The following is a 23,079-nucleotide window of genomic DNA, read 5'->3' as shown; positions in this document are numbered from 1 at the left end:
AATTAATCAGCTAGTTTCACAACAGGTTTAATTAAATCAGCTGGTTTGTCACGCATCATAAATAATGCTTCTTCCAAGTGGTCCCAACCTTCAAATACATGGCTAGCCAATGGACTTACATCAAGTTTTCCTGCAGCCACTAACGCACCAAGTTTTTCCATACGCAAGCGACCCCCTGGCATCAAACCACCATTAATTTGCTTATGCCCCATACCTACGCCCCATTCAACACGCGGAATGGTAATATAGGTACCACTACCTAAGTAGTTAACGTTACCAATTTTGCCACCTGGTTTTAAACATTTCACAGCCGATTCAAAAGTTTCTACGCTACCACCAGCAATAACAACTTTATCGACCCCTTGACCATCGGTCAACGCTAATACTTGTTCTTCAATAGTGCCATTTTTATAACTTACAAAATCGACAGCGCCATAGCCTTTAGCTACTTCTACACAATTTTTACGCGTACCTACAGCAATAATTCGCGAAGCACCGCGCAAATTCGATCCAGCTACCGCCATAAGACCTACTGGGCCAATACCGATAACGAGTACTGTATCACCAAATTGTACATCAGCTAGTTCCACCCCATGAAAACCCGTTGGAACCATATCAGATAGCATACAAGCATCTACAGAGTTAATGTTCGGAGGTAATAATGCTAAATTGCCATCCGCATCATTTACGTGGAAAAATTCTGAAAAAACGCCATCCTTGAAGTTAGAGAATTTCCAGCCAGCTAACATACCACCAGAATGCATAGCATAGCCAGCTTGCGCTTCTAAAGAATTCCAATCAGGTGTAATCGCCGGCACTAACACACGGTCACCTGGTTTAAAATCTTTAACCAATTCGCCCACTTCAACCACTTCAGCACAGCATTCATGGCCAAGAATCATATTATGACGTTCTCCAATAGCCCCTTCCCAAAGGGTATGAACATCAGATGTACAAATCGCTACGGCTAAAGGTTTACAAATCGCATCCAAGGGCCCACAAGTAGGACGCTCTTTTTCAATCCAACCAGATTCACCGATTTTAAGCATTGCATAGCCTTTCATAACATTACCTCCTAACATAATAAATATTCTAATTTAGCATTTGAGCTAACTTAACTATATATTAATAATACTAAAAAATCAATTAACTTTTTTAAAAAATACCCCCTTATTTTACCCTCTTATATCACTTATATGCATACCTGTTTTTTCAAGATTAATTCACTGATAAAATCTCCATTAAACCAAATAAGGTAAGCATTTATATGTATCGTAACGTTTAAAATCATAGCACTAATAATCAACTAAAATTTGATTTTATAAATCATATTACACACCAGCTAACTTTGTCTAAAAAACCTAACAAACAACTAAAAAAGGCACTCGCCTTTACAGCCAGTGCCTGAATCTTCCTATTTAAAACTCATTATTTATGAGTATCTTCCATCACATCATATAACATTTTAAAAATCTCAGGGTCACAAGGATATTCTTCCCCATTCACCCCACGAATTACCCAATCACCAGGATTTGTTTTAACAACACCATTCAAAGTTAACAAATACCGCTCACCCGTTTCGCAAATAGCGGTCAATTCATTCGGTTTATGACGAATGGCTACTGCCTTTTGCGCATATAAAGTTTCATCATAATAAATCTCATGAGCTTCAGTTGCACAATGAGCATCCAAAATTGTATTAATTAAAATCGGTTCACTAATAGAACCAACCGTGTCCTTACATAAAGCAATTACGTCTTGATTAAAGCTAGGATCAAAATGTAAAGCTAACGGTGTTTCTGCTTGGTCGTTCACATCTTTATAAATAAAAATCTCACCTTGTTTAATATGGAGCCAGCGATACTCTAATTTGTATGCACCAGCCAATACACTAGCTAAGTTTTGTTTAAAATTCATCCTATATCACCATTATATTCACTACTAAGACATCTCGCTTCGCCAACTATCTAACGATTTATAAAGGCCTTTCACGAGAAATATAATCACGTAAACGTTGAACCGATTCTGCATCATGTACAGATATCTCAAAGATTTGACTTACGCCAGCCGCCTGTAAATTTTTACGGGCTCTCGTTACATCGCCACCTAAATCAATTTTAGTAATAACTCCTATGACTTCCCGATTAAAAGAAGCGGCAAAGTTAGGTGGAAAAATGCTTTCCGATTCATTGGCTTCATTAAGAAATAATACCACATCCGCATCATAAGCACTCAATAAAATCGCACGATAATAAATGGGATTTTCTATGAATTCACCAGGCGTATCAATAATCGAACCAATGCGACCAATAGATTGTGTTTTTAAGGCCTCTGGACTACCATACATTAAGGTATTCGCTAAGGTAGTTTTACCTACTTCGGTACGGCCCACCATAATCACTGTCTTTAAAGCCTGTTCCATCTAATCACCTCACAATCTAAGTTTCATTAAGTCACTTAGGTTACTTTCTTATTATACTACAGAATCACTATGAATACCTATTGCAAAGTACACATAATTCACTAACTAGCAACGTTTATAGTAGTGTTAATTAACGGGTAAAATAAGTCTCTTTAACTGCTTATTCGCCTATCATTAAGTCCGTGTAATCTTAGTAGGAAAAAATCCTAAAATCTTATCGAGTCCATCAATGACACCTTTCATAGCTGACTCTACACTCGACACATCACCAGTAATTAATAACGCGCCCGAAAAACGATCCACAAAACCGAGTTCAATTCCAGCCGCTTTAGTGGCAATATCAGCTGCGATGATAGTTCCTTCCCCTGGTGTAATCGTTAAAATCCCTATAGCGCTCCGTTGTTTTTCCTCTAGCCCCATTTTACGAAATAATTCTGGTTTAGGATTAGCAATAATATGTGCAATCGTAACTTGCTTACCTGGCACAAATTCTTGAATAATCCGTTGTTTATTTTCAACAGCCTCTAAAAAGTCCATACATATATCCTTTCTGCCCATAACTCACCATAGGGACTAATATGATGGTCTGTAATATAGGGCTTAGCCTAAAACGCTAATTTTGGGAGGTCATATTACAGAACCATCAATTATATATAGTCATAGACATCTGTTAATAGTTTCACCTATTAACACGGTCTATTACTACCCTATTTAGGAGCAATAGCTAAAAATAGCCCTACCGCTGCACTAGCTCCAATAATTGGCCCTATAACAGGTACCCAAGCATAAGCCCAATTCGTAGCCCCTCGATTAGGGACAGGTAGAATCGTATACGCTAAACGCGGTCCAAAATCACGAGCTGGATTTAAGGCAAATCCTGTTGTAGAGCCAAACGATAAACCAATAGCCGCTACTAATACCCCTACGATAAAAGGAAATAAACCATCCCCCATTTTACCTAAACATAAAATAGCTAAGGCAAACATAAAGGTAGCAATAATTTCAGAAATTACATTTAATAAACGATTATCACTTGTTGGTGCTGTAGCAAAAATACCAACTACATTGCCCTCATCTTCTTTTGTCTGTTTAAAATGAGGGTAATAATGAATCATAACAAGCGCTGACCCTACGAAAGCGCCTGCAATTTGTGCTAGGCTTACAGGAATTACATGCTCCCAAGGGAACATACCACCAGCAGCTAATGCCACTGTCAACGCAGGATTCAAATGAGCGGGACCGCCTAAGGCAATACCAATATACACCGCAAAAGCAACGCCAAAGGCCCAGCCAAACATAATTGTCATCCAGTTTGGATTGAATGCTTTAGCCAAGGTGTTTTTTAGTAAAACAGATGCATTAGTACCGCTACCAAAAGCCATCAATACGGCAGTGCCAATAAATTCACTAATTAGGACTTGTGTCGTATCCATAGGTGACTCCTTACATAATCATCAATAATAGATTTTCTAAATCATCTTGTGAAGCGGCATATGGATTTGTTTGATAGGTCATATCCTTCATAGCCTTTGCCGCCATCGTTGATACTTTCTGTCTTGCTTCTTGGGCTGTTACAGAGGCCGCTGCTGTAATATTGAGCGGACACTCTAAAGACCGAGCTAAATTTAAAATAGCTTTAACGAGTGCCACTAAGGCATCTCGTTTATCTGTACTTTGCTCTGCAAAGCCGAGCATCTTTGCAAGCTGTACATATTTTCTATAAGCCTCCTCATCGTGGAAGGCATTAAACATCACAACTCTTGCTACAAGCATGGTATTAGCCAACCCATGAGGAATATGAAATTGTCCGCCAAGTTGATGAGCTAATGCATGCGTAATACCAAGCCCTGCCTGATTAAACGCAAGTCCTGCCATGCAGGAGGCTTCATGCATGGCCATCCGATCGGTTTCAGTCGCTGTTGGTGCAAAGCATTTAGGAAGATATGTAAATACTAAAGCCAAGGCTTTTTCAGCTAACGCATCGGTAAAATGATTCGCTCCTTTAGCTACAAGAGCTTCAATCGCATGAACTAACACATCCATACCACTATAAGCAGTAACTTTAGGTGGTGCTGTTTTTACAAATAAAGGCGTCAAAATCGCTTCTTGTGGCAATACACTATCATCTACAATAGGATACTTTGTCTGCGACTCAGGGTCTGTAATCACAGCAAAAGAGGTTACTTCAGAACCCGTACCACTAGTAGTTGGTACAACTGTAAAATAACGAACACCTTGATACCCCATTTTACGAGCAAAATATAAAATAGCTTTTGTCAAATCAATGGCCGAACCACCACCAATGGCCATCACTACTGTAGGCTGCTGTTGTTGCACTACTTCCACACCTTTGACTACATGACCAATAGGGGGGTCTGGCACTACATCCGTATAAATACATACTGTATTATGAGGCCGCATAAAATTTAGAACGTGTTCTAAATTATCAGTCCCCTCTAAAAAGGGATCACACACGACTAAAATGCGTTCTTGCTGAAACTGGCTTAGCCGTGACAAGGCATCCGCTCCAGCATAGATATTCGTAGGAAATGTCCACTTATTCATAGCGGCTACCTCCTAACGAATTTGGAATCCAGTCGTTAAACAGCAACGACGACGACGAGCAAAATGACGAGCTGATGTTGTCGCTTCTCCCGTTGGTGTTGCAATAGTAAATGTAGTTGTTCCTTCCCCATTATAACCAAGGCCAGCAAAAGAAGGACCATTCTTAACAAAAATAGATGTTTTCATAGCTCGCGCCATTTTATTAAGACGTTCCATATTCAAGGAATGCATGGTAGCAGTATGATGTAAACCAGCTTCTAAGAATAAAGCAGTCGCTAAACCATCTTCAAAACTATCTACTGTTACAATGGGTAGAATTGGCATAAGCATTTCAATCGTAGCGAATGGATGATGCTTATCTGTTTTCATAATAATTAAACGAGGATCACCATCTACTTTGATACCAGCATCACGGAGGATAACCCCTGCATTACGTCCTACATATTTGCGGCTTGGCGTCTGATTTTTTTGCAAAGTAAGGTCCAATAACTTTTGAATCTCTTCTTCCTTCTCAATGAGTACAGCGCCAGCTAATTTCATTTCACTAATGAGCTGATCTACAATCGAACGAATGGCAACAACACTCTTTTCAGCAATACAAAGGATATTATTATCAAAACTAGCACCCATTACAATATCCTGAGCAGCCTTGCGAATATCCGCCGTTTCATCAACAAAAGCCGGTGGATTACCAGCGCCAGCACCAATCACTTTCTTACCACTGCACAACGCTTGATGAACGACACCAGGACCACCAGTTACAACAAGTAATGGAATATCTGGATGTACCATCATTTCTTGCGCCGCTTCAATAGAAGGCTCTGCAATCGTAACAATAAGGTTATCAATGCCAATCGACTCAGATACAATACGATTTAATTGACTGACTAACCAACGTGATAATTTCTTAGCCCCAGGATGAACACTAAAGAAAATTGCATTCCCAGCCGCTAACATGCCAATGGCATTACAAATTAAAGTCTCACTAGGATTGGTACTTGGCGTAACAGCCCCAATAACACCATAAGGAGATAATTCATACAATGTCATACCATTGTCACCAGTTTCACATTCCGTCTTTAAATCTTCTACTCCTGGTGTCTTATCAATCGTTAGATTTAGTTTAATAATCTTATCAGCTACACGACCCATACCCGTTTCTTCGTATGTCATTTGTGCCAATTTATTCACTAGCGGACGCATGCCTTGACGAATTGCTTCAATCGCTTTACCACGCGTTGCTAAGGTACATTCTTCAAATTGAATTTGAGCTTGTTTTGCAGCCGCTACGGCCGCATTTACAGTTGTAAAAACACCTGGTTCGTCAGGCAACGCCCCTTCACTAACAGCGGCGCCTGTATCGGTGCCGTTCATCATGCTCATTACCATTGAGCGAATCATGCGTTCTAATTCTTGTCTATTTTCCATCATTAGCCTCCATGTAATCCATGGCATACTTTCCAATAGCAATATCTTCAGCCACTGTCCCGCCACTAATACCGAGACCGCCTATAATTCGCCCTGCCACTGTCAAGGGAAACCCACCACCAAATGTAACTAAGGGGCGTGTAACCATAGATTCTATTTGATATAACTCTGCGCCAGGCTGAGTTACTTCATTTAGTTGTTCTGTCTTACATTTTAGAGCCACTGCTGTATATGCTTTACCTACAGCTATATCTGTACTTACTAATAAAGCATCTACCATGCGATACGTTAATACAGGATTGCCATGCCGATCGACAATTGCAATCACTACCGGCACTCCCATAGCTTCGCTCTTAGCCGTCGCTCCCTCTAGCAATTGCTGAGCCATGCGTCGCAATAATTGCGCTTCAGCCTGACTATCTAATGCAACTGCTTGTCCAAAATTAGCCACTACAGGCGTATCTTCACTCGATTTTGTAATAGCCAAATTACTTGTCTTTATAGTATCTACCAACGTATTGTCAGTAGGTAGTTTAGCTAATTTAGCAACTACTTTCGTTACAATGTCATCTACCTGAAATATAAAATCTTCCATTCGAGCCAAAGTATAAATACAATCTGACAAACGATTTACAAAAGCCAAGGCTGTTGGCCTCACAGGCTCTCCTTGTCGTAAGCCATTAAGCATACGCTCTGCTCTACGACATACTGTACGAGCTACATGTAGTTCTGCCGCAGCTAAATTATTACCTTGATATATAAAACTTCTAAGCGGTGGCAAGGCTTGCGTATAGCGATCAATGATTATCTCTAACTCTTTTATATCGTCCTCACTTACGAGGGTACTATATTGTTTCAATTTAGCTTGATCCACTGTCGCTATTTCTGCACAAAGCTGAAATAGCAAGCCTTGTAACCGATGTAAGATAGTTTTTGTTTCTGGATACCGAACCAGCTTTTCACACACACTTAAATGCGCATTCAACTCATCTAACGTGCCATACGTATTTACGCGCTCTGAGTTTTTTGCTACGCGAGTGCCGTCAAAGAGTCCTGTCGTACCTTTGTCGCCAGTTTTTGTGTAAATTGCCATGGCTGGCCTCCTCATTTATCAAAACTATCAATAATCCCTACAATAGCACAATCGACTGCACTATTAGTATGTTCATCATCGCCAAATACATGCCGGGCCGATGATCCTCGTGTCAACAGCACATATTCACCAATCCCCGCGCTAACTGTATCAGCCGCCACTTCATAGGAAGGTAACGGTTCTTGGTTGCCATCTACGTATTGTACAATCATAAGCTTCAACCCTACTAAGGAATCATGCTTTTGCGTAGATACAATACTACCTATTACTCTACCAGTCTGCATATCGCTTCGTCCCTTCTACACATTCCAGCTGGCGGGACCGCAATTCGTCAAGCCCTAAAGCGGTGAATCGTTGTCCACGAAATTTAAGAATAACGGACTCATTCTTGCAGGTACGAATCGCTGACGCACTAATAATTCGCTCTTTAAAACTATATACCTGCCGCCCTTGTTTATCGATGAAACGTACAGGCCACTGAAGTATCATTTCAGGATTCCACTGCTGATTTACCACCATAGTAGTTACTAAGCTAATGTCACAGCCATACGCAATGGCTTGGTCCATCCAAGTCAACCAAGGCCCCGCTTGACGTTGTTGCAACGCTTCTAAATGAGCCTGTGTGACGCCAGTTACTTTAATGTAATGATGATGGAGCAAACTAGTTTCAACAAGCGAATTTTCGTCAGCCAAGTCTACCGTAGCTTGGCTTTTCATTCGCGCCTGCAAGCGTTTGAGTACTACTGCAATAATTTCGTCCATACTTACCTCTGTTTCAGAACCCTAAGAACTGCCTAACGCAATTCCTAAGGGTGTTACAAATTCTGGATATAGAGGCTTAATTACCTCACGACCAACTACCTTTTTAAAGGTATCCGCAAATTCTGTAAAATTAGTAGCACCACCAACAACATATACAGGACCGGTTTTACGATATTTACCCGTGATTAGCGCGTTGGCAGAAATGGTGGCCATTTTTTCAACAACGGGACGAACTAACGGATATACTTCACGCTCTTGTGAAGCATCTCGTTTTAACGTTTCGGCCTCTTCTTGCGATATACCATAGCTCCCACTTAACACCAATGTCATATGAGAACCACCTGTAGGCTCATCAACGGTATAGCTTACTTTGCTCCGCTTAATGATGGTAATTCCTGTAGTACCACCACCTACATCTACAACAGCACCATTAACCAAGCCAAGAACCTTAGCGGCAGCTGTAGGTTCATCATAGATAGCTGTCACTTCAAAATCAGCCCCTTCTAATACATGGCTTACAACATCTTTATTCTTACCTAACGTCCCTGGTGGTACTGCCGCTGCCGCCCTTGTAAGTGAGCATCCTAACGCTGCTTCTGCTTCAGCTTTTAAGCGACGTGTTATCGTTACGGCTCCTATATAATCTACTACTAATCCATCACGTACTGCTTTTGCATATTCCAAAGCGCCGTATACTGGTAGTCCAGCTTCATCTACAACAGCAATAACAATCGAAGAAGTACCTAAGTCAATCCCTACTCGTAATGTACTAGCTTCCGTTTCTGAAATTGTCCGTGCTGGTCCTTCTAACACACACTGATTAAAAGCTACCAATAATTCATTCACTTCGTCTATGCTCCGCATACTTGCCACCTACCTTATAATTGTTGCTGTCGTATTATTTCCTACTTGAGCTGCATTCGCCTCATCCGTATCCAAGTGCATTTCTGTTACATAACTAGGCGATACCCGAATCATCACATCTTCAAACACCGTGGTTCTCTGTTCCGATCCAACTCGCACAGCTACAGTTTCTCCATCTACAACGCCTAATTTAGGCGCATCCTCAGCATTTACATGTATGTGACGTTTAGCCACAATACAACAAGGTAATGTCAATTGCGCATGCTCTGTTTTGAGCGTAATAGGCACCGCCGTTTCTAAATGGCCGGATAATACAATTGGTGGATTTACCCCTAATGTACGAGCATCGGTCATAGAAATTTCAACTTGAGATGCTTTGCGCAAAGGCCCTAAGAGGCGAACCTTAGTGATTTCATTTTTAGGACCCACTAAGGTTACAAACTGCTCCGAAGCAAACTCACCAGGCTGTTTTAAATCTTTTTTCCGTTGCAATGTAATATGAGGAAATAAGTGATCATAATCAGCTTGGCTTAAATGAATGTGTCGATTAGATATTCCAATAGGAATCACTGGCGTTTGGACGTCTTGGATAACTTGACGAATGAGCGCTTTTAAAGCATCTCTATCCATAATTACATCCTTTACACGTTATTATTTAACTAAAATGCTTTCTACATCGCCATGAGGACGAGGGATTACATGGGTAGATACCACTTCACCTACTTTGCTAGCTGCTGCACAACCAGCATCTACGGCAGCTTTAACAGCCCCTACATCACCGCGTACCATAACAGTTACCAAGCCAGAACCGATTTTTTCATAACCAGTCAACGTTACATTCGCTGCTTTAACCATTGCGTCAGCCGCTTCAATTGCGCCTACTAAGCCTTTTGTTTCTACCATGCCTAATGCATTATTCATTGTAAATCCTCCTTTAAAACATCTTTACTTTGTTATATACCAAGGCTTATGCCTTTGGCTTCGTACTTTTAGCGCGACTTGTTCGCTTCTTTGGGGTCGCTTTAGCTGGCGAACTTGCGCTTGTATTAGTTTTAGCTAGCTTACTAACTGATGTAGTATTTGCGTTAGCCGTACTACCTGGCTTAAAAACTTCTAGCAATGCGCTTTTCGTTTCATCAGCTGTTGCTTCTGGCTCAGTGGCCTTTGGTTTAGCTTTTTCTTGCTTTGGAGTTGGTGTTACCGATTCCGTTACTACAGGCACAGCTTCCTTAACTTTCTCAGGCTTTGGAGCTGCTTTTACGGAAATGCCTTGTAATACAGTTTCACCACCACTAGCCAATAACCAAGTATCAAGTCCTTCAGCAGGTCTTGGTATTACCTTCTGCGCAATAAGATGACCAAACTGTTGGGCCTCTGCCGCACCAGCTTGTACAGCTGCCTGTACGGCGCCTACATCACCGCGAACCTTAACAGTCATCCAACCGTTACCCTTCGCCTTTTCTATATCAATCATTGTTACATTCGCTGACTTTACCATGACATCGGCTACTTGAATAGCACTCGCTAAGCCGGCCACTTCTACAAGTCCTAATGCGTCTTTCAAAATGCCACCTCCAATCTGGGGTCGGACTTAAAAGGATTCCCCTTTACTAACCGTGCGGCATTGGCACCCAATGCACGCATAGCTTGTTTTTCTTTTTTATAATGTTGCAACCGGTACATAAATTGTTCTGGCGGCAAATTTTTATAACTAAGTACCAACGTTTCAGCCGTACAACCTAACCCTACCGACAAAGCCGATACATGAGAGGCTTCATCGGCCATGGTCAAAACTTCACTACTTATGGCCCGTTCTTCTAATGTATAAGGAATTCCTTCTTCTTCAATGCCATATAACACATCTTGAAACTGTTCTGGCCCTATACCTTGGTGGTAATAAATCATAATCGTGGGTTTTGCCGTGATGACAAGTTCCATATTTATCCCCTCCGTTCTTTAGCATAGGCCAGGATAAGTCCTGTTGCCACCGCATTACGTGCTCCTTCAGTGCCTCGTACATTGCCTCGACCAGCCACCAAATTAAAATGTGATAAGGCATCGGTTACCAGTTGTGGTACTTCAAAATCTAAAGCAGACCCGCCCACAATAACAACAAATGGAATATCCCGTACATTATGAGTTGGACTTACAGTACGTAAAGCTCGTAAGGAATTCGTCACAAATACTCGTTCTTTAGCTGTTTGACGGACAATCTTTATCTTCTCCATGGACACATCCCCTTCAATGGGAACGAGTCCTTCATCCGTTACAATAACGGTCTTTGCAAATAAAGAAGCCGGCAATGGATCCGTAAAGAACTGTACGTTACCATCTTCGTGTCGAATGTGGTATACACTAATGACTTTGGCTAACGGGAACTTTTTAATACTTTCGGCTAAGTGAATATCTTCAAGACCTAACTCGGAGTTGATTAACATAGTGACCATATTACCAGCGCCAGCTAGATGTATCGCCTTCACTTTACCATCAGGCCCCATAATAGAAGCATCCGTTGAGCCAGCGCCTAAGTCAAGAATCGCTAATGGTGTTTCTGTACCTGGTGTAGTTAAGGCCCCTAAAATAGCAGATTCTGCTTCTTGTCCTCCAATCTCAACAGGAATGCGTAATTCTCGTTCCACTTCCTTGGCAATAATTTCCATCTGCAAATGGTCCGATTTTACCATGGAAGCAATGCCTACCGCTTGTTCCATAGAGAACTCACCAGCGAGCCCGCCTTTAACATTAATCGGCACCGACGTATCTACTGCTAATAAATCTTCAATAAATACATCATTCGGTGATTTATTAGTCAGATTAGCCATAGTTTGACGAACTTTTTCAAGCATGCCCCCTACATTAGTACCCGCTTCACCACACACATTTTCAATTTTTGATACTTGGCCAAGAGTAGCCATAATTTGTTCCGCCCCAGCTGATATATCAACGGATACCGTACGTCCATCGCCACTGACAACGACGGAGCCAGCAGGAATGACACGTTCTTTTACATCCCCAGCAGGCGTCTTAATAACTACTGCTGAACGATTGCCAATTAAAGCCCGTGCAATCGGTACTATATTCTTAGTTTCTTCCGCTGATAATTTAAACACGGTAGCAATCCCATAGGGATTTGATAATTGTGAAATAACTTTGCCCGGTTCTACAACTTCTACCGCTGCGAGCATACCCAGCGGCACTTTATCGACATACGCCACTTCATCAATAATCGGTATCGGTTGTTGTAACCGATTCGCTACCAACACGCCATCATCAGCTTGCAAAATAGCGCCCGTAATATGATAGCCTTTCACTACATAGGCATTAATTAATTCCGCTACTAGTTGAAAATCTATTTCTTTTGGTACCACTACGATGTAGTCCTCAGTCATAGGTTTATCTAGTAGTTGTAATATATGAGCCGTCTGCCCAACGCCGATACCCAGTCCACCAGGGGTTTTAGGATTATGACCAATCATCGTTGATTCAGTAATAATTGTTTCAGTAATTGTTTCCATCGCCACATCGCCAATAACCGGGGTAGCTTCATTGATACGTATTAAATCGATGTCCTGCAAGGACAGGCCCGTTTTGGCAACTAATTGTCTAAGGGAGGCAAACAATCCCTGAATATTATCTTTGGTCCCCTTAATGCCAGTCGTATCTGCAATGGCCGACCCTAGGAAACGGACTTCACCAGACTCATGAATTTCCGCCAAAGCTGATTCAGTTGTGGAGTTTCCTATATCAATACCAACGACTCGCTTCATATCTTTAACTCCTAACTCTTAGTTATCACCTTTTAATTTTTTACGGCGTTCATAATTTTCTGCCGCTTCACGAACGAAATCTGCACAAATAACAGCACCATATTCTCGTTCTAATTCATCAGCCATCGCCAACAATTCTTGCTTAGAAGAACGATAAGGACGAAGAGCATTATACATTTCAAGCAAACGCTTATCGCCTACTTTAGTCATTTCAGCGGCACGAGAGAAGTTAAATTCGATTTGATCGCGACCACCTGCTTTAGCAATTTGTCCTTGTGCTTTTAAAATTTCAGGACTAATGCGCATATCTTCCATCGACACTTGGCCGTTCATAACACTGTCTAAGGTAATGTCATCAAGACCTTTATCGCCTACGCGAATCCACTCAGGATGTTTTTTAGCAATTGGGTAATCAGCTACCGTAGCGGTGCGACCAGTCGGTGCACTATGTGTAGTGCTAGCTGTCATAGGTGCTGGTGCGCCTTTTTGCATATCTTCTAAAATCTTACGAATCATAGATTCCATTTCTGTACTCATAGTGGCCTCCTTATAGGCTCACACGGCATTCATCAGCCGGTTTACCTTTAACTACCCGTTTTGTTTCTTTAATGTGTAATAGGGCTGACAAGGCTTGATATTTAGGCCGTGCCATCTGGTCATTTAAGGTCGCTACTGGTGTAGGAGATTCCCCTTTTGCATATTTAGCTGCATTCTTACCAATGGCGCGATATACTTCTTCTGTAAGCAATGGTGCTTGTGGGAATAATTCTAAATTAGATAATGGTTGTAAATCACGTTGGTGAATTACCGTAGTCCCTTTAGATTGAATACCGATACAAATACCAGAACCAGATAATTTATCCCCTTCTACAGCAACAGCCGCTACGTCGGAAGAACGATATACACGAACTACGCGTGCTTTTAACCCTTCTTCTTCAATACCTGCTACTAGTTGGCGAATTACATTGCGATGTGGTACCCCTACAATCGTAGTCCGTTGGCTACGACCAAAGGCCGGCCCTACGGCAATTACAACTTCATCAGGGGCTGTATGAGATTCAGCAGGACCACCTGTTTGAATCCAGGTATCATCTGTATCGTCTTCTTTAGGACGTGAAGCAGGTGCTGCGGAGGAGCCAGAGAATGTTACAGGCTCGCTAGCAGTGCCCATTTCTTTAAGCACTTCCATGATGAGTGCGCGTAAAACTTGCTCATTAACTTCAGCCATGTGGATTCCTCCTTATATATCTCGTGGATCAATTGCATTTGGAATATTTTTGATAGTTTCCCAATCTTCGCCTTCCAAGCGATAGCCAGTACCTACACCAGCATAATCATTTGGATTATTAATAGCGGAGTTTACATTAAACTTATCATCAAAAATAGCCGCTGTTTGCAAATAGTCACCAGCAATTTTTTGTTTTAACAAATTAAGTACGCTTTGGGCAATATCATTAAAGCCACGTTTGGCAAGGCCTTTAACAAAGTCAATCCCTGTTACACCACGAGCCATAATATCGGCAGCCCCTTTAATATCAGCTACTTTATCACGTTCAGGCATGTCTTTAGAACCATGAGCGTAAGTAGCCGCTTCCACTTCTTCATCCGTAATAGCTGGCAAACCTAATTCGGCAAATAAACCTTGAAGTGCTCGAGCCGCTTTATTACGAACTGCTACCACTTCTTCTTCACGAACTGGTTTCAAGCCACCATTGACTTTAAGGTCACGTTGAATAATTGTCCAATCATCATAGTCTTCTGCATCCCAGTTAGAACCAGCAAACATGTTGTCATAGTTTGGTGTGGAGCTATAACCAGAGCAGATAAAGTCAGTACCCGGACAGAATTGCATAAGAGTACGAGCCGTACGACGTAGATCAGAATGACTGAATGTCTGGTCATTACTAGACGCACATTCAAGATCGAGCATAGCCGCAATTAAGTTTTCCGCAATAACAGCGCGAATCCCCGATGGTACCGCTGCTGGAATACCGATACAACTTACAGATCCATTTTGGATACCTTGTACGCCAGCCCCTTTAGTAATGTAGAGACAACGAGTTTCAAGGTATAACATGGATTTACCTTCTGCTTGGCCCATCTGTACTTCAGAACCTGTACCAGAAGTGAACCGCATTTTTAAACCACGAGAAGCATAGGCTGAGGCCAAAAATGCTTTAGACCATGGTGTATCATCACCATCAGTGAATACATCTTCCGTCCCATATACTGAAATAGTTTCTGCATACGCTGTAAAACCGCGCATACCAAGTTCTAATTCAGTCGCTTCTTCTAAGGAGCATTGCGTTAATACACCAGGGCGACCAGCTTGAGAACCAACAAGAATACTAATAGCATTTAGCGGCGCATAACGAGCAACTGCTACTGTCGTTTCTTCTTCTGCAAACCCGCGGAATGCCCCTTCGGCTGCATCAGCGGCAATTTGAACCGGGTTGTCATTAACATTCGTTACATGCGCCTGATTAGCCATGGTGCGACGGGCACGCATTTTCTGCATACATTGCATCATTTCAACTACATTAAAATGGCTAACTACTTCTACCATCTTAGCTGGTGTCATCGATTTAGCTAGGCTAGCAATTTCGCTACGAGGTACAGTTGGCGTCAAAATCATATTAGCAATTTGACGGGAATCCATAGCCATAACTTCTTCAGCTCGTTCTAAACGAACTGCATAATTAGCAATAAATGTATCGATTAAGTCGAAATCTTCACGGCGTTTACCGTCAAGTTCAACAATTTTACCATTTTCAATCCGAATACTAGGCTTTGGATCTTGTGGGGATTCCATAGCTATAAAGCCTTCTTCTACCCACTCTTTTACATATCCATCCTGATTAACAGGGCGCTGACTTAATACTTCAAAACGTTTTGATCTCATATTTCAAGCTTCCTTTCTGTATAAGGGTTAGATATAAGAAGGGGCATCATTTTTAGGTTCACTACCCAAAGTACCTAATAATTCTTTACCTACATCACGAGCTGTAATAACGGCTTGACGAACAGCACCGGAATCACCAGAGATTTGTAAAATAACTTCATTGGAGAAACTTGTGCCACTAGCTGGTGAACCATAGCCAACTACATCTACATTAGCCGCTTTAACAGCTACATCGGCCATAACTACACCAATCGCTGCTGGTGCACCTACAATAAGGCCAAAGGCTTTACCTTCAGGAGCCCCAAATGCGGTATTAATCGCATGACTAGCGCGCGCCGTATATTGTAATTCAATATGACCTGCTTCATTGCCATATACATCACCAAAAGTCCGTTCCACTTCTTTAAGGGTAACTTCTACAGCCCGTTTTACATCGGATACATCATCGCCACCAAAGATGATTAAAGAACCATGACCAGCACCGCCTTTAGTATCGCGCGCTAATTCAATACTTACGATTTCAGTATTCGTTGCTTTTACTGCTTCATCAGCTGCCATAATGTGAGGGCCAGCACCAGTACGAGCACCAACAACACCGATAGAACGATATTTTTTAGTCAATTTCATAGCGTCTAACACTTGCTGATCTACGTTAGCAATTACTAAACCAATTGTGTCACCGAATTTAGCTGTGCCGATAAATTCTGTTAAACTGCAACTATTCGCCATAACTTGTTCCGCTCCTTTGTTTTCACTTTGCTTGTTAGATGTAGCTGACAAATTATCAGCCTTACTTAAAACACGCTTTAGAATTTCGTCTACCATTTGCTCCGTATTACTCATTACGCATCACCTTTCTCTTTTAAGATCAAGCGTTCCACTTCACTATGAGGCCGTGGAATAACATGAGTAGATACCACTTGGCCAACTCGTTCTGCCGCTACCGCACCTGCATCTACAGAGGCTTTAACAGCACCTACATCACCACGTACCATAACAGTTACCAAACCAGATCCTATCTTTTCAGTGCCAACTAATGATACATTAGCAGCTTTTACCATGGCATCTGCTGCTTCGATAGCTCCTACTAAGCCTTTCGTCTCAACCATGCCCAATGCTTCTTGCGACATACAATTCATCTCCTATCTTTGGCGCAATCCTATTTTTCTACCACAAATATTGCGGTTCTGTATAAAAATAGTATACAAAATAACAGTATCCTATTTTTTAACACATTTTTGCTAAATTTTATTATTTTATTCTGCAAATAACAATTTTTTGTTATAATAATAATTATTAAAAGTCATAAAATTATAGTAAGTTCTGTATTCATCATGATTTTTTATCATTTTAATTATTACTACTTTTCAATCTTTTTTTATTTTGTTTGTACGCCCATACAACAGAAAAAAAGGGGGTGGCAACGGTGCCAACCAATAATTTTAAGACTGAATCAAGCATGGTTAATGAAATCATGCGCGATTTTACTAACATTACGGACTTAGCGGCCGTATATGTAGACCTACGTGGTCGAGTCCTCTCTAACAAATATAATTTTAGTAAGTTCTGCAAATATGTTCGCAGTCATCCAACCTTATCGCGCCTTTGTGCCTATTGTGATGCCTATGGTGGACTGGAAGCGTCTAAAGGGCGGTGTCCTTCAGCTTATCGCTGTCATGCAGGTATTATTGATATTTCTGTGCCTATCATTCATAATGGCCATCTACTAGGTTATATCGTAGCGGGACAAACTATCGCTACTGATTCCCAAATGCCTTTAATTACGGCACGTAGCGAATGGCATAACGATAGTACGCTAAAAAGCTACTATCGCCAATTACCAACCTACTCATCAGAAGAAATCACTAGCGCGACTAAAGTATTGAATCTCATGGCTGGACATCATTTTCCAGATATCCTCAACATGAGTCTTGATTTACCGGAATTACAAAGCACTAATTGTAGTAGTTGTCAGCAGATGAAAACCAACTATCGACCAGAGATTAAACGAGCCTTGACATACATCGATAAAAATTTATGCCATAATCCATCTTTGCGAGATATTGCTAATCATGTATATTTAAGCGAATCGTATCTGTCTAAGATTTTCAAACAAGAAGTGGGGCTCTCGCTAGTACAATATATTAATGAACGTAAACTAGACCAAGCGAAACTCATGCTCCGTGGGTCAGACTCTTCCATCGAATCCATTGCTCGTAATCTTGGCTATAACCGCCCTAGTTACTTCTGCAAAGTCTTCAAAGAAGCCACGTCTGAAACACCACATTCTTATCGGAGAAAATATAAATAATAAAAGCAGTATTTAATTCTTTACGCCGTAAACTTGACGGATTGAAAGGCTGAGGCCACCAAGGCCTGCTTTTCAATCACTTCCGCCATAACGACATATTTTACATGAATTAAATACTGCTTTTTTATATAATTTGAATTTTATAATTAATAGCTTATACATTATATGACATATGATATATAAACTATCATATAATAGCTATAACTACCATACCGTTTACTACATTAAAACCAAAGGAGTTAGTATGATACACAAAGACCGTCTCCAACAACATCTAAATCAAATGCATGCCCTCAGTACAATCGAAGGTATTCCTGGCATTAACCGTGTTGCCTTTACTGAACAAGATTGGCAAGGACGGGCGTATCTAATTGATTGCCTAAAAGAACTGAAACTCACTATACAATATGATAACTTCGGCAATGTAGTAGGACGCTATAAAGGGTTAAATCCTAGTGCACCAGCCATCATGATAGGTTCTCATACAGACAGCGTCCCCCAAGGTGGACACTACGATGGCCTGGCTGGTATTGTAGCCGCCATTGAGGTCGTAAGAGCCTTACAAACATCTAATAAGCGCCTCGAATCACCTATTGATATTGCCCTCTTTATGTGTGAAGAATCCAGCCGCTTTGGCTCTGCCACCCTTGGTAGTCAAGCTATGCGTGGTCAACTAAGTAAACAACGACTCATCCAACTAAGCGATAAAACGGGGCTTAGCCTTTACGAAGTACTACAACAGCGTGGTATGGATCCTGAAAAAGTACCCCATGGCTCTTATCATACACCACTTAAAGCATTTTTAGAGCTTCACATTGAACAAGGCCTCGTCCTAGAAACAACCAAACATCAGCTTGGCATTGTCACTGGTATTGCCGCCCCTACGCGCTATAAAGTGCACATTCACGGCACGGCGGGGCATAGTGGGGCAACTCCAATGACACATCGTCATGATGGTCTCTGTGCAGCAGCTGATATTATTTTAGCAACCGAACGTATTGCCAAAGCCTATGAACCTACACCTGTAGTAGCGACTATAGGTGTGATTGAAGCTACCCCTGGCGTAATGAATGTAATTCCTGGTGAAGTCACCTTAGGGCTTGATATTCGTAGCATTTCAAATACAGCTAAAACTGATGTTGCCGAAGACATTCTAGCTGCTATTACTGAAATTAGCAATACTCGCCAGATTCCAATTGACCTAGAACTCATAGCCAATGAAACACCACTCATGATGAGTAAAACAATGCTGAATGCTATGGAAACAGTTGCTAACAAAGGCAATTATAACTACATGACCTTACCCAGTGGCGCTGGCCATGATGCTATGAATTGGGGCGATTATACTGATGTAGGTATGATTTTTATCCCTTGTGAAAAAGGTATCAGTCACAACCCAGCAGAAGCCATTAATATTGACGATTTAGTGGCTGGCACACAATATCTCTTAGAACTTGTGCAATATTTAGATCAACAATAATCCCCTTAAGTTAACCTAACTATTTAAACACTGTGCTTCCATATAAGCTAAAGCCGCTTCCGCTACAGCGGTATCTTGATCTACCGTACCTCCACTAACACCTAAACCACCAATGATTTGCTTGCCTAACTTGAGAGGGTACCCACCAGCAAATGTTACCAATCGTCTTGATACCATCGATTCTACCTGAAATAAATTCGCCCCAGGCTGAACTTTATCGTGCAATACAGCGGTTTTACATTTAAAGGCAACCGCTGTATACGCTTTACCGGCAGCTATGTCAGTACTCACTAAGAGAGCATTTACCATGCGATACAATAAAACAGGGTTACCATGAGCATCCACAATAGAAATAACCATAGGCACGCCTAATTCCTCGGCTTTATGCTCGGCCCCTTCTAATAATAACTTTGCCATTTTACGCAATACAGTAGCTTCAGCTGCACTTGATAGTTCTGAAGTTAACTCACTTACTTCACTCATATTAAGACTCCTTTCTCAAATCATTCAACTCATAGCTTATAGATGTCCATCTATAAGCTATTTTTGTTTATATTATACGCTTTTTATGACATATCTACCAATAAGATACAAACCCTAACAAGAACTGCCATTAGAGACTGTAACTATACTTTCTTCTATCACAGCATTACATTTTGTCTTTTTTTACATTACATATGTATTCTAAAATGTTTATTTTCATGAATTAATTCTGAAATTATGCGCATAAACAGTCACTTTAATTGTAATTAATACACAAGATATAGAATATATTTTGAGTTTTTATAAAAAATAAAAACATCGCAAAGCCGTGCATATTAACTCTATAGTGGTATACATGATTTTGTATACATAGAAAATTTTCGTAAAACTATTGTATTTTTAACCATCACCATAGTATAATTAAGTCAGCCGTATAATTACGTGTAAGAAAGTACTTTTCCAGTGAATATTAACTTTCTCAAATTCTCATTTTTGTTTCATAGTACGATTTGCTTTACGTATTCATAATCTAAGGTTTAATACTCTATATCCAATACAACGCATCCGTATTATGAAACCCCCATTTCACCATAAAAAGGGGTCATTCACATGCTCAAAGGAGGCGTTGTTTATGGGCGCAGAAATCTTGACTGTCAAAATTAGTAGTACACAAGCTGTCGCACTCGCATTTGTAACGTATTTTATTGGGGTTTGGATTAAAAACAAAGTTCATTTATTTCAAAAACTTAGTCTACCAGCCGCTGTAATTGGCGGGTTACCATTAGCATTTATACTCTCTGGTTTACGCGTAAATGGTATTTTACAAGTAGATTTTGATAATACCTTGTCTACCGTTGCCTTATTAGTGTTCTTTACGACAATCGGTATGATGGCGAGCTTAAAGTTAATCAAATATGGTGGTCTAGCCCTCATTCTGTATTTAGTAATTTCTTCTGTACTAGGTTTCTTCCAAAACCTATTAGGTATGACCATTGCTGGTGCTATGGGCATTGATCCTCACTATGGCATCTTAGCAGGCGCTGTGTCCTTGATGGGTGGCCTCGGCACCTCTGCCGCCTTTGGTCCTTATTTTGAATCAACCTATGGCATTGAAGGTGCTACAACGGTTGCCATCACAGCCGCTACCTTTGGTATGGTTGTAGCCCTTGTATTAGGTGGTCCGTTCGGTGAATTCTTAATTAAACGCTATAATATTAAAACACCAGGGGCTCACAAAGTAGACGATGCTAGTGAAAACAAAGAATCAGCGGCCTCGGCCCAATTAGAACCTCATGTATTTGATATGTCTATTCTTGAAGAAGAAGAAACAACGGATGTAAATGGCGTATTAAAAGGTGCCGCTTTTGTATTTGTTGGCGTTGGTTTAGGCGCTGTATTAAGTGGCTATTTAAATACACTCATTACTTTACCAGCGTATATTGGTGCAATGTTAGTAGCCGCTATTATTCGTAACATTGGCGACTTCACTGGTGCTTATCGTGTACAAGGTGGCGGTCTAAACGTAGTCTCTGAAGTAGCGCTTACTGTATATGTTACCATGGCGATTAATAGTTTAAAACTATACGAATTAGTCAACTTAGCGCTTCCATTGATTGTAATCTTAATCGCCCAAACACTTTTAATGATTCTTTTTGCATGGCTTGGTTACTTCTTACTCTTTGGTAAAAATTACGACGGCGTAATGCTTGGTGTTGGTGGTATTGGTTTTGCTATGGGTGCTACAGCCAATGGTTTAGCTAACATGCAGTCTTTAGCTGAAAAATATGGCCCATCCCCTAAAGCTTGGTTAATCGTATCCTTAGTTGGTGCCTTCTTAATCGACTTCATCAATGCAATCATTATTACATGGATGGGGAATTGGTAAGCACCTCGAGATGTATACAGCAAATTAGTTAGCTATTATGTGTACAAAATTTAATATAATTATAAAAATCCCCTACGATGGCGCTGACAAAACCGGCGTTCTTACGAACAATGGTCTAGCATCACCACCACAGGGGATTTTTTATCTGTATTCTTTTTATTTCACTAGCATAATCACTACTGGTAAAGTGACGGCCGATAATACTGTAGTAGCCACTACTAATTGAGTAGCATATTCAGTTTCCGTTTTTAAAACGCCTGCAATAAGAGCCGTTGTTACACCACTAGGCACGGCGGCTGAAATGACTAATACTTGCATAACTAATGTTGATACAGGTTCAACCCACATATCATACGCAACAATGGTCCCCCAAGCGACGAGAGGGCCCGCTATTAAACGAACCGCACTCCCCCACATAACTTCTCGATTAAAGAAGTCAAAAGGAGTCCGCGCTAGTTGAACGCCTAATGTAAATAACGCTACCATCACGAGTGCATTACTTACATTCATAAGCACCGGCCAAAAGAAGGTTTCTTTAATTGGTACAGCGCCAAAATTACATAATAAAGCACCGGCTACTGCATAGATTATAGGCATTTTAAAAACAAGTAAAAACGCATCATACCGACTCATTTTACCTTGTCCAGCAAAATAAAAACCAAAACTATTAGTCACTATATTTTGCCACACAAATACAACAATTTGAATAGCAATAGCCGCTTGTAACCATATAGGTTGTCCATTTTGTAGAAACGGATCATTGGAATAAATAAAAACGATTAACGGTACGCCTATATTACCGCAATTATTAAAAAGAACTGCATTTCGAAAAATACCACACTTTTCTTTTTTTAAACGTAATACGTTTTCAAAAACTAAACTTGCTAACCAAGTGGCAATAAAGCCAATCACCGTGAGCCATACAACTTCTGCGCTTTCTGCGGTTACCGTATAACTATACGTATTCGTAAATAAAAATGCTGGTGCTACTACATAAAAATTAATTTTACTTAGCGTATCTAAATCTAAATGAAACTTCTTGTCCATAAAATAGCCAATTAACACTAGCAGCAGAATTGGCATAACTGTTGTCAGAAAGATATGCAATATCATTGGT

General features: G+C 40.8%; 26 protein-coding genes. 3 read left to right on the top strand and 23 right to left on the bottom strand.

The features are described 5' to 3' along the window. Positions 1-2: 2 nt before the first annotated feature. The 21 genes from DYE54_RS07865 to DYE54_RS07765 form a co-directional block, all read right to left on the bottom strand. Entirely contained in the window at positions 3-1,064 is a 1,062-nt protein-coding gene (locus DYE54_RS07865) for an NAD(P)-dependent alcohol dehydrogenase (RefSeq protein ID WP_115310719.1), read from the bottom strand. Between the two features lie 364 nt (positions 1,065-1,428). Next, entirely contained in the window at positions 1,429-1,917 is a 489-nt protein-coding gene (locus DYE54_RS10260) for a hypothetical protein (RefSeq protein WP_218564765.1), read from the bottom strand. 58 nt (positions 1,918-1,975) lie between these two features. Continuing rightward, complete coding sequence (locus tag DYE54_RS07855; RefSeq protein ID WP_115310718.1) at positions 1,976-2,422, bottom strand: EutP/PduV family microcompartment system protein; 447 nt, start codon at positions 2,420-2,422, stop codon at positions 1,976-1,978. A 174-nt stretch (positions 2,423-2,596) separates the two neighbouring features. Then, positions 2,597-2,959 (bottom strand): ethanolamine utilization microcompartment protein EutS, encoded by a 363-nt coding sequence (gene eutS / locus DYE54_RS07850; RefSeq protein WP_115310717.1) that lies wholly within the window; start codon positions 2,957-2,959, stop codon positions 2,597-2,599. A gap of 170 nt (positions 2,960-3,129) precedes the next feature. After that, positions 3,130-3,855, bottom strand: a complete 726-nt coding sequence (locus DYE54_RS07845; protein WP_115310716.1) for an MIP/aquaporin family protein — start codon at positions 3,853-3,855, stop codon at positions 3,130-3,132. A 10-nt stretch (positions 3,856-3,865) separates the two neighbouring features. After that, positions 3,866-4,987 (bottom strand): 1-propanol dehydrogenase PduQ, encoded by a 1,122-nt coding sequence (locus DYE54_RS07840; protein WP_115310715.1) that lies wholly within the window; start codon positions 4,985-4,987, stop codon positions 3,866-3,868. 12 nt (positions 4,988-4,999) lie between these two features. After that, positions 5,000-6,415 carry an aldehyde dehydrogenase family protein gene (locus DYE54_RS07835; protein WP_115310714.1) on the bottom strand — a complete coding sequence of 472 codons (1,416 nt, stop codon included), beginning with the start codon at positions 6,413-6,415 and terminating at the stop codon, positions 5,000-5,002. Next, on the bottom strand, positions 6,405-7,508 hold the full coding sequence (locus tag DYE54_RS07830; RefSeq protein WP_115310713.1) for a cob(I)yrinic acid a,c-diamide adenosyltransferase: 1,104 nt from the start codon (positions 7,506-7,508) through the stop codon (positions 6,405-6,407). Before DYE54_RS07830 ends, DYE54_RS07835 begins: the two co-directional genes overlap by 11 nt. 11 nt (positions 7,509-7,519) lie before the next feature. Continuing rightward, a complete protein-coding gene (locus DYE54_RS07825; protein ID WP_115310712.1) occupies positions 7,520-7,792 on the bottom strand; it encodes a EutN/CcmL family microcompartment protein in 273 nt (90 codons plus the stop codon). Next, positions 7,779-8,270, bottom strand: coding sequence for a PduM family microcompartment protein (gene pduM / locus DYE54_RS07820; RefSeq protein ID WP_115310711.1), 492 nt, complete (start codon positions 8,268-8,270; stop codon positions 7,779-7,781). The genes DYE54_RS07825 and pduM overlap by 14 nt, the downstream gene beginning before the upstream one ends. A gap of 21 nt (positions 8,271-8,291) precedes the next feature. Beyond that, positions 8,292-9,134 carry an ethanolamine utilization protein EutJ gene (eutJ, locus tag DYE54_RS07815; protein WP_115310710.1) on the bottom strand — a complete coding sequence of 281 codons (843 nt, stop codon included), beginning with the start codon at positions 9,132-9,134 and terminating at the stop codon, positions 8,292-8,294. A gap of 9 nt (positions 9,135-9,143) precedes the next feature. Further along, positions 9,144-9,764, bottom strand: coding sequence for a phosphate propanoyltransferase (gene pduL / locus DYE54_RS07810; RefSeq protein WP_115310709.1), 621 nt, complete (start codon positions 9,762-9,764; stop codon positions 9,144-9,146). Between the two features lie 21 nt (positions 9,765-9,785). Beyond that, positions 9,786-10,055 carry a propanediol utilization microcompartment protein PduA gene (pduA, locus tag DYE54_RS07805; protein WP_115310708.1) on the bottom strand — a complete coding sequence of 90 codons (270 nt, stop codon included), beginning with the start codon at positions 10,053-10,055 and terminating at the stop codon, positions 9,786-9,788. Between the two features lie 46 nt (positions 10,056-10,101). Continuing rightward, on the bottom strand, positions 10,102-10,698 hold the full coding sequence (locus DYE54_RS10380) for a BMC domain-containing protein (protein ID WP_147285269.1): 597 nt from the start codon (positions 10,696-10,698) through the stop codon (positions 10,102-10,104). Next, entirely contained in the window at positions 10,695-11,072 is a 378-nt protein-coding gene (locus DYE54_RS07795) for a glycerol dehydratase reactivase beta/small subunit family protein (protein ID WP_115310706.1), read from the bottom strand. The genes DYE54_RS10380 and DYE54_RS07795 overlap by 4 nt, the downstream gene beginning before the upstream one ends. Before the next feature lie 2 nt (positions 11,073-11,074). Continuing rightward, complete coding sequence (locus DYE54_RS07790) at positions 11,075-12,901, bottom strand: diol dehydratase reactivase subunit alpha (RefSeq protein WP_115310705.1); 1,827 nt, start codon at positions 12,899-12,901, stop codon at positions 11,075-11,077. Between the two features lie 18 nt (positions 12,902-12,919). Next, complete coding sequence (locus DYE54_RS07785) at positions 12,920-13,438, bottom strand: diol dehydratase small subunit (protein ID WP_115310704.1); 519 nt, start codon at positions 13,436-13,438, stop codon at positions 12,920-12,922. A 10-nt stretch (positions 13,439-13,448) separates the two neighbouring features. Then, the gene (locus DYE54_RS07780) at positions 13,449-14,129 is read right to left on the bottom strand and encodes a propanediol/glycerol family dehydratase medium subunit (protein WP_115310703.1); all 681 of its coding nucleotides are present in this window, start codon (positions 14,127-14,129) and stop codon (positions 13,449-13,451) included. A gap of 12 nt (positions 14,130-14,141) precedes the next feature. Then, positions 14,142-15,803, bottom strand: a complete 1,662-nt coding sequence (locus DYE54_RS07775; RefSeq protein WP_115310702.1) for a propanediol/glycerol family dehydratase large subunit — start codon at positions 15,801-15,803, stop codon at positions 14,142-14,144. Between the two features lie 27 nt (positions 15,804-15,830). Beyond that, positions 15,831-16,646 (bottom strand): propanediol utilization microcompartment protein PduB, encoded by an 816-nt coding sequence (pduB, locus tag DYE54_RS07770; RefSeq protein WP_115310701.1) that lies wholly within the window; start codon positions 16,644-16,646, stop codon positions 15,831-15,833. Further along, on the bottom strand, positions 16,646-16,933 hold the full coding sequence (locus DYE54_RS07765) for a BMC domain-containing protein (RefSeq protein ID WP_115310700.1): 288 nt from the start codon (positions 16,931-16,933) through the stop codon (positions 16,646-16,648). Before DYE54_RS07765 ends, pduB begins: the two co-directional genes overlap by 1 nt. A gap of 296 nt (positions 16,934-17,229) precedes the next feature. On the opposite strand from DYE54_RS07765, the gene DYE54_RS07760 reads away from it, so the two are divergent. Continuing rightward, positions 17,230-18,114 carry a PocR ligand-binding domain-containing protein gene (locus tag DYE54_RS07760; RefSeq protein ID WP_115310699.1) on the top strand — a complete coding sequence of 295 codons (885 nt, stop codon included), beginning with the start codon at positions 17,230-17,232 and terminating at the stop codon, positions 18,112-18,114. A 244-nt stretch (positions 18,115-18,358) separates the two neighbouring features. Next, a complete protein-coding gene (locus DYE54_RS07755) occupies positions 18,359-19,594 on the top strand; it encodes a M20 family metallo-hydrolase (RefSeq protein ID WP_115310698.1) in 1,236 nt (411 codons plus the stop codon). Positions 19,595-19,609: 15 nt separating this feature from the next. Here DYE54_RS07755 and DYE54_RS07750 read toward each other — a convergent pair whose 3' ends face one another. Next, on the bottom strand, positions 19,610-20,077 hold the full coding sequence (locus tag DYE54_RS07750) for a GlcG/HbpS family heme-binding protein (protein WP_115310697.1): 468 nt from the start codon (positions 20,075-20,077) through the stop codon (positions 19,610-19,612). 631 nt (positions 20,078-20,708) lie between these two features. Between DYE54_RS07750 and DYE54_RS07745 the strand changes: the two genes are divergently transcribed. Continuing rightward, positions 20,709-21,962: a sodium/glutamate symporter gene (locus tag DYE54_RS07745; RefSeq protein ID WP_115310696.1), complete on the top strand. Its 1,254-nt coding sequence runs from the start codon at positions 20,709-20,711 to the stop codon at positions 21,960-21,962. A gap of 156 nt (positions 21,963-22,118) precedes the next feature. Here the strand turns inward: DYE54_RS07745 and DYE54_RS07740 are convergent, their stop codons facing one another. Then, positions 22,119-23,075, bottom strand: a complete 957-nt coding sequence (locus tag DYE54_RS07740) for an AEC family transporter (RefSeq protein ID WP_115310695.1) — start codon at positions 23,073-23,075, stop codon at positions 22,119-22,121. Between the last annotated feature and the right edge of the window lie 4 nt (positions 23,076-23,079).

Source organism: Veillonella criceti (assembly GCF_900460315.1).
Taxonomy (GTDB): Bacteria; Bacillota; Negativicutes; order Veillonellales; family Veillonellaceae; genus Veillonella_A; species Veillonella_A criceti.
Note: the sequence above shows the minus strand (reverse complement) of the source record. Positions and strands in the feature narration are given on the sequence as shown.